General features: G+C 57.0%; 5 protein-coding genes and 1 pseudogene (1 of these 6 cut by a window edge). 5 read left to right on the top strand and 1 reads right to left on the bottom strand.

Annotated elements, in window-relative coordinates; genetic code table 11:
• The 5 genes and pseudogenes from HY788_21815 to HY788_21795 form a co-directional block, all read left to right on the top strand.
• Positions 1–870, top strand: a pseudogene (locus HY788_21815) (branched-chain amino acid ABC transporter permease); it begins 196 nt to the left of the window's first position.
• Positions 871–881: 11 nt separating this feature from the next.
• Positions 882–1,976, top strand: a complete 1,095-nt coding sequence (locus HY788_21810; GenBank protein ID MBI4776782.1) for a branched-chain amino acid ABC transporter permease — start codon at positions 882–884, stop codon at positions 1,974–1,976.
• A gap of 18 nt (positions 1,977–1,994) precedes the next feature.
• Complete coding sequence (locus tag HY788_21805) at positions 1,995–3,026, top strand: 3-oxoacyl-ACP synthase (protein ID MBI4776781.1); 1,032 nt, start codon at positions 1,995–1,997, stop codon at positions 3,024–3,026.
• 16 nt (positions 3,027–3,042) lie between these two features.
• On the top strand, positions 3,043–4,566 hold the full coding sequence (locus HY788_21800) for a long-chain fatty acid--CoA ligase (GenBank protein MBI4776780.1): 1,524 nt from the start codon (positions 3,043–3,045) through the stop codon (positions 4,564–4,566).
• A gap of 28 nt (positions 4,567–4,594) precedes the next feature.
• Positions 4,595–5,578, top strand: coding sequence for a hypothetical protein (locus tag HY788_21795; GenBank protein MBI4776779.1), 984 nt, complete (start codon positions 4,595–4,597; stop codon positions 5,576–5,578).
• A gap of 245 nt (positions 5,579–5,823) precedes the next feature.
• On the opposite strand, the gene HY788_21790 is transcribed toward HY788_21795, so the two are convergent.
• Positions 5,824–6,663, bottom strand: coding sequence for an alpha/beta hydrolase (locus HY788_21790; GenBank protein MBI4776778.1), 840 nt, complete (start codon positions 6,661–6,663; stop codon positions 5,824–5,826).
• Between the last annotated feature and the right edge of the window lie 1,270 nt (positions 6,664–7,933).

Raw genomic sequence — 7,933 nt, 5'->3', positions numbered from 1 at the left:
CTGGCCATGGGCATGCTGCTTTTCCTGACGGCTTCCGGGCTCACGCTGATTTTCGGCCTGATGGACGTGCTCAATCTGGCCCATGGAGCGTTTTTCGCATGGGGCGCCTACGCGGGGTTTACCATGCTCAAGGCCCTGAGCGGGCTGGGTTGGGTGGATACCGGGACTTTAGGGCAAAGCATAGCCGGCATTCTGTTGGCCCTGCTGGCAGCCGTCGTGACCGGAGCCGTAATAGGCTTCATTTTGGAAAGAGCCATCATCCGACACGTTTACGGCAATCACTTGAAGCAGATTCTCATCACCATGGGCGCGTCCTTGATCATGGCGGAACTCATACGCTTGTTCTGGGGACCCAATGACGAGGTGGCTTTCGTTCCCCTGGCGTTTCAGGGTAGTTTCGATATCCTCGATATCGTGGTGGACAAGTTCCGCGTGGTGGCCATCTGCGTGGGATTGGCGGTGTATGCGGGCATCCAGTTGGTGTTGAACAAGACCAAGCTGGGTATCATTGTCCGGGCCGGGGTGGAAAACAGGGAGATCGTTCAGGCCATCGGATATAATATCAATCGCATATTCGCGGGTGTATTCGCCGCGGGAGCCGCCCTTGCCGCCATCGGAGGCGCCATGTGGGCCGTGTTCAGCCAGCAGGTGTATCCGGGCATGGGAGATGAAAACCTCATTTTCGCTCTGATTATCGTCATCATCGGAGGCCTGGGGTCCGTGACGGGCAGCTTTCTGGGCGCGATGATGGTCGGATTGGCCTTTAATTATGTGGCGTTCCTGTTTCCTAAACTCGCTTTGGGAGTGAATATCATGATCATGGCCACCATTCTGCTCATTCGGCCCAAGGGCCTGCTGGGCCGGGATTAAGCAGGGAGCGGATGATGACTGCCGACTTGACACCGGTGCAACGAGAAAGGGTTAAGGAGCACGAAACACGCTACAGGCGTCCTTCTTTCCTCGTTCAGCTTCTTCTTCTGTCCGCGTTGCTGATCACGCCGTTTGTGTTTCCCTCGTTTCGGATCATGGACACGGTGGCCAAAATCGTCATTTTTGCCGTTGTGGTGGCTTCCTACGACGTAATCCTCGGCTATACAGGGAGCCTTTCCCTGGCCCACGCCATGTTTTTCGGGATTGGATCCTATTCTCTCGCCCTGATCGTTTACCACTCGGGTGCGCCTCACTGGTATCACATTCCGCTGGCTTTTGTGGTTGCGACGGCCATCAGCTCGGTATTGGCCGTGCTCATTGCTTTTTTTTCGCTGCGGGTCAAAGCGATTTTTTTCGCCATGATGACCCTGGCGCTGTCGGAATTCGCCCATATCCTCGCCGTCCAGTGGTACGATTTCACCTTGGCCGAAGACGGCGTTTCGTTCAAGATGCCGGGCATTTTCAAAGTGGACTGGTCCGCGGGCACGTTCCTCGGAGCGGAAGTGAACGGCCGGCTGATGACGTACTATTTCATATTGGTGGTTTCCGTGCTCCTGTTCCGGGGGCTTGTGCAGTTCGTGGAATCCCCGGTGGGCCGAGTCCTCCAGTCCGTCCGGGACAACGAACAGCGTTCCATTGCGCTGGGCTACAAGACGTTCCGCTATCAGATACTTTCCATTATATTGAGTTCGAGTGTGGCCTCCATGGGAGGGGTCATGTTCGCCATGTGGTTGGGGTACGTGAATCCGGAATCCGTGCTCGCCACACCCATCATGCTCAACATATTGCTCATGGTCATTATCGGTGGATTGGGCACCCTGTATGGAAGCGTGATCGGTTCGGCGTTCATCGAGATTACCCAGACGTACCTTCCGGAGCTGCAAAAAATCGCCAAGGCCGTTTTTCCTCAAGTCGAAATGATTCATCGTTTGGCCGAACGCTGGGTGCTCTACTTCGGCATTCTGTTTGTGCTGGTGGTGTTCTTTTTTCCGAGAGGGATCCTCGGCACGGCGAGGGAGATGCTGGCGCGGCGCCGCGCCTTGTAGCGGAAGGAGTAGCGAGAAATGCCGAACCCCAATGCCTCGGCGGGCATACTCAGTTTCGCCGCGTATGTGCCGAGGGCCTATCACGATGCCGAATACATTGCTTCCCGGAGCGATACTCCGGCGGACATCATCCGCGGCAAACTGGGATGGCGCCAAAAGAACGTTCCGGGGCCGGGAGACGGGACCGTGGCCATGGGCCTCAAGGCGGCCCGAAAGGCGCTCTATTACTCGGGACTGAGTCCGGACGACATCGATCTGGTGATCTGGAGCGGTGAAGAGGTCAAGGAATACCGTAACTGGCCCGTGGGTCCGAAACTGCAAAAGGAATTGGGCATCAATGACGCATGGTCTTTTGACATGCAGCAGCGTTGCGGGACCACCATGGCGGCGCTCAAGACGGCTCGGGAGATGATCCGGGGCGATGGCCGCATCGTCAATATATTGATCGCCACCGGGTACCGCAATTCGGATCTGATCGACTATGCCAATTCCAGGGTCCGCTGGATGTATTTCCTGGCCGCGGGAGGCGCCGCCTGCGTCGTACAGCGCGATTGCCCGAAGAACGAAATCCTGGAAGGACATTTTATGAGCGACGGGTCGTTCGCCTACGACGTGTACGTCCCCCAGGGCGGGTCCGTAGCGCCGCTGACAGCCGAGGGCTTGCAGCAGGGACAACAGTATCTGGATGTCATGGACCCGGTGGGCATGAAGGACCGCCTTGAACGGCTGAGCCTGAGCAACTGGCTGCTTTGCATCGACAAGGCTCTGGCCAAGAGCGGGTATACGCGCAAAGACGTGGGTTATCTGGCCACCCTTCTCATGAAACGAAGCGCGCACGATTTCCTGATGAACGAATTGGGGCTCGAGCCCCACCAGACCCGCTACCTAGCGGAATTCGGCCACCACGGCCAGAACGATCAGATATTGTCCCTCGAACTGGCTGTCGAAGAAGGCCTGATACAGGATGGCGACGTGGTCCTCATGATCTCGGCCGGGATCGGGTACGCATGGGACGTGCTCGTTATGCGATGGGGACAGCGCAAGCATTAGTCAGGAGTACAAGAGGATGATTTTCGGTGACTATATCGGCAGATGGGGACGCGCTTTCCCGGACAAGGAAGCGCTTGTGGATGCGATCAACGGACGTCGTTATTCCTATGGCGAACTGGCCGAAGATGTCCACCGCATGGCCAACTTCCTGAAGTTCGAGCTGGGCGTCGGTTTTGGAGACAGGGTGGCTTCACTCTCGTACAACCGGGTGGAAGTCATTACGCTTTTTTTCGCGCTGGGAAGACTGGGAGGCATCCTCGTTCCCCTGAATTTCCGTCTGGCCGAGGACGAATTTCTCTATTATTTCGAGGATGCCGTTCCCAAAGCCCTCTTCTTCGACCGGGACCATCAGGACGTTGTCCGGGCGCTCAAGCCCAAGCTCGCCGTTTCCCACTATGTCTGCTACGACGACGATAGTGCGGCGGGCGGCTCTCTGCCGGTAAAGTGGACGCAGCTTTCCACCGATCCTCCACCCGATGCCCCGATTCGGGAGGGAGATCCGCATCTGATGATCTACACTTCCGGCACCACGGGCCTGCCCAAAGGGGTTATACTGACGCACGGAATGATGATGTGGAACGCCATGAACACCATCCTGGGGTGGGACATGCGCTCCGAGGACAGCACCATCCTGCACGCGGGCATGTTTTACACCGCAGGATGGAACGTGTTCACACTGCCCATCTTTTTGAGCAGAGGCGTGAACATCCTGGTGAAGAGCTTCGACCCGGACCTGATCCTGGACCTCATCCAGAATGAGGGCGTCACCCTGTTTTTCGGCGTGCCCACGATGTACCGCATGCTCATCGATTCTCCCAAATTCGATGCCGTCGATTTCTCGAGGGTCCGATTCATGGTTTCCGGAGGCGCACCCCTCGGCCGGGACCTATTCGAAATCTTCAAGACGCGAAAATCCATCCATTTGTGGGAAGGGTACGGCTTGACAGAGGTAGGGCCCAACAATTTCCTGGCCAACGGCAAGCCGGGGACCGTGGGGCACCCCATGCCGTTTGTGGACGTGAAATTGATCGACGCCCAGAGCGGAGAGGTTCCCACCGGCTCCGACGGAGAGCTGCTCATCCGGGGGCCTCATGTATGCGCGGGATACTGGAACAAACCGAAAGCCACATCGGAGAGCATAGTGGATGGGTGGTTTCACACCGGAGATCTGGCCAAAATCGATGAAGACGGTCATCTTTCAATTGTGGGTCGCCTCAAGGACATGATCATTTCCGGAGGCGCCAACATCTATCCCGCGGAAATCGAACGCATCATCGAGACGCATCCCAGCGTGGCAGGGGCGGCTGTTATCGGTGTGCCCGACGCGAAATGGGGTGAGGTGGGAAAAGCCGTTGTCGAGCTGAAGCCCCAGTCGAGGCTCACGCTGGAGGAGCTGGCGGAATTCCTCAAATCCCGTATGGGAAAATATAAGATTCCCAAATACCTGGCCGTGGTGGACCGTCTGCCGCGCACGCCGGTCTCCGGCAAGGTGCAGAAATTCATCCTCAAAGAGCAACACGGAGGAGCGGACCATCAGTAATTCCGACGACAGGCCGATGGAAACGGAGATGGGTCTTGTAAGCTACGGACTCTACCTTCCCGAGCATTACGAGACGGCGGAAGCCGTGGCCGCACGGGCCGGGATGAGCGTTGAGGAATGCCTTGCTCTGGGCATCGAACTCAGATATGCGCCGTCCCACAGCGATCATCCGGTTCCCATGGCCAAGAAGGCGGCGGTGCAGGCCTTCGAGCGGGCCGGAAAGGTCACCCCGGAAGAGGTGGACCTCGTGCTTTGGGCCGGAGAAGAGTACAAGGACTACATCGCGCAAACCGCTTCGATCCGGCTGCAGGAAGAGGTGGGCTGCAAAAACGCCTGGGCGTTCGACCTCGTAGGGCAAGGGGTTACCTCGATCCAGGCCCTGCGGTTGGCCCACGACATGATCGTCGGCGATCGGACCGTGCGCACGGTCTTAATAGCGGGCGGCACTCGCAACATCGATCTGGTGGACTCTGCGAACCCGGATACCCGTTTTCTCCTGCCCGCTTCCGCCTCGGGCTCGGCTATGATCGTCCAACGGGGATACAGGAACAACCGTCTGCTGTCCACGGCATTCATCGTGGATGCAGCCATGGCGGACGAAGTCTATGTACCCGGCGGCGGCACCGAGCACCCGTTCACTCCGGAAAATCTTCACTCTCCCATGCGCTACTTCACCACGCCCAACCCGGAAAAGACGGCTGCCTATCTTTCCGACCGATGGCCTCAGGCCCTGGCTGCGGTCGTAAAAAAGGCCCTCGGCGGCCAACGGTTGGACTATCTGGCTCTCCGGCACCTTTCCAACGCCCATCGATCCATGGTTCTGAGCCTGCTTGGAGTTTCGGAAGCCCAATCCCCATCCTTGAACCGATACGGGCATCACGGACCCAACGATGCGGTTCTGTCGCTCCATCTGGGCCTCGAAAGTGGACGCATCGAAGAAGGAAGCGTGGTGGCCATGGCTATGGCGGGCATTGGATTTACATACGCGTCCGCCGTGCTTCGCTGGGGATAGGCCTCCGGCGGCCGCTGGCCCTTGTGCGCCCGGCGTCGTCACGCCGATGGCAGGGGCGATTCGCGAATCGCCCGTACGAAACCACGCAGAGAATGAACTGTAGGGGCGGTTCGAGAACCGCCCTCGACGAATATCTCAAAGATACCTGGGGCGGGCTTCCACCGGCCGGTTCGACCGGCTCACAGCGGGCAGGCTCAAGATCTTCGACAAACTCCCCCCGATGGGCGGTTCCCCTTGGAGGCGTTTCAGACGCGCAGGAAATTTTTGAGCGCATTATCCCTTTGTTCGAACGGCTGAAACAGAATGGAATAGTGGTTCGAGCCTCGAACGTGGACCAGCTCCATCTGGGGCAGGGCTTTTTTGAGCTCGGCCGCGGCGTCCTCGGGAAGCACGTGATCGTCCTTGGCCGCCATGCCTTCCGTGGCCCGGAGCACCAGCACGGGGCAATGAACGTTATCATAATAAGCCGACGTGTCCGTGGATGCCAGGTGCTTTCGTTCTTCCAGAATGTGTTCCGGCCGGATCCGGGACCGCACCACCCCGTCTTTTTCCTCGCTTTCGTATTTGAAATACGTTTCGATGGCGTCGTTCCATGGGTTTAGATACGCGGCCTTTTTCACGTTTTCCAGGTAGGCGTCGAATGAGGGAAACGTGCGTTCGAGGCGGTCGAGGGAAGGTTTGATTCCGGCGCCGATTTTGGCCCATTGTTCAATGGAAAGCTGGGCTCCTGCATCCATGAGCACGAGCCGCTCGACCCGGTCGGGATGCTTGTGCGCAAAGGCCAAGGCAATGTATCCGCCGAGGGAATGACCCAGCAAGGCGGTTTTCTCGATCCCCAGATCGTCCAGCACGGCCTGGATGTCTTCGCAGTGGTGGTCAATGGAATACCCGGTATCCGGCTTGTCCGAAAGCCCCCGGCCCCTGAGATCCATGGCCAGAACCCGCCGCATGGGCGCGATCACCGAGGCCGGAACGTCGAAACACCGGCAGTTGGCCGTCAGCCCGTGAAGACACAACACGGGCGGGCCTTGTCCTTTCCACTCCGCGAGCTGGATCTGAATCCCCGCGCCTTTGGCTCTCAGCATGGTCGGTTCGATCATGATGTTCCTCCTGTGCGGACGCTCGTTGCGACAACGAAACATAAGATCATGAGACCGGCGGATCAAGCATGATCCTGGATCGTCTGTCTTCGACATTACATACTACCAAAAAGCCATGTTGAAATATACCATAGCAGCACTCGGTTCTTTCCCAGCCAGGGTGCTCCTTATCGGGCGCCGTAGGGGCGTATTGCAATACGCCCCTACATTCCGATGCGGTGAACCCCATAGGGGTGAATCATTATTCGCCCCTGTATGCCGCGCGTGCCGATGCGTTCTGACGGTTGCGATGGATGGGGGCCGGGACAACTTGTTGTCCGGGTCCAAGGACAGGAGGCAGCCGTACGTCTTGCATTGTCAAGTCGTATGGCGCCATACGCCGGATGGAGCCTCTCGTTGCTTCGCAGCGCGAACAAACGAGTTAGCCGCGCCACCCCCCCCGCCGCCGAAGACGTGTGAATCCATGCACAGATTGTCCCTTCTTACCTTGGTTGGGTTGGGGGAACGAAATCTGATCTACGCCGCCTTCATTCCATCTCAGGCAGTTTTCAAGGTGTACGGTTCAGCAGCTGCGTTGGTCGGTTTTTATTTAGGTAATAACTATTGAGGACGCAAATATTCTCATCTATACTAAGTGGGGATGTTGGCATCAACACTATGCTTTTCTCCCTTCTCCAAATACGGCTGCGGAAGCATGTCAGACGCCTTGTGCTTTGCCACTATGCACGACGAAGGAAGGATGCCCGCAAACGGGCTCGAAGTTGACTTCACCACGCGTTCTCGTCACGGCAAGCGGCCGCGAGAGTAGCCGGGGAAAAACGCGAAGTTTGGCCCTTTGTTATGTCGGGTTAACTATTTTTCCAAAAGTTTCTTCTACTCATGAATCGATATTAGCTTAAGTCGGGAGATACAATGTATCCTAAATACTTTTTCGAGCAATTTTGGACAGGCGACCCCTGAGGAACGAATTATTTGTGTGCATGCCATTTCATGATTCTTTCGACGACAAATTCAATAACATAATCAAGCCCAGCGCTGAGAAGGCGGGTTTCGATAAGGCAGCAAGGGTTAAAGAGGAATGGAAAGCTAACGTCATAACTGACAGGATCTTTGACTCAAGTTCAACAGTTGTTAAAAAAAGGTTTTGGCATATCAACGGGTTACAAGAGACAAAAGTGTTCTTGGCACTACGCGTTCACAAGCTTATGAGTTGCAGAGTCGGGGGCGGTTTCACGCCCACGGCCTGAAAGACGCT

The sequence above is a fragment of the Deltaproteobacteria bacterium genome, assembly GCA_016208165.1.
GTDB lineage: Bacteria > Desulfobacterota > Desulfarculia > JACQYL01 > JACQYL01 > JACQYL01.
The sequence above is the reverse complement of the archived record's forward strand: the minus strand, read 5'-3'. Positions and strand labels throughout refer to the sequence as shown.

What these genes read in the sequence shown, in the direction of transcription:
- HY788_21810 (MBI4776782.1), top strand. Translation starts at nt 882, where the DNA reads ATGATGACTGCCGACTTGACACCGGTGCAACGAGAAAGGGTTAAGGAG.
- HY788_21800 (MBI4776780.1), top strand. Translation starts at nt 3,043, where the DNA reads ATGATTTTCGGTGACTATATCGGCAGATGGGGACGCGCTTTCCCGGAC.
- HY788_21795 (MBI4776779.1), top strand. Translation starts at nt 4,595, where the DNA reads ATGGGTCTTGTAAGCTACGGACTCTACCTTCCCGAGCATTACGAGACG.
- HY788_21805 (MBI4776781.1), top strand. Translation starts at nt 1,995, where the DNA reads ATGCCGAACCCCAATGCCTCGGCGGGCATACTCAGTTTCGCCGCGTAT.
- HY788_21790 (MBI4776778.1), bottom strand. Translation starts at nt 6,663, where the DNA reads ATGCTGAGAGCCAAAGGCGCGGGGATTCAGATCCAGCTCGCGGAGTGG.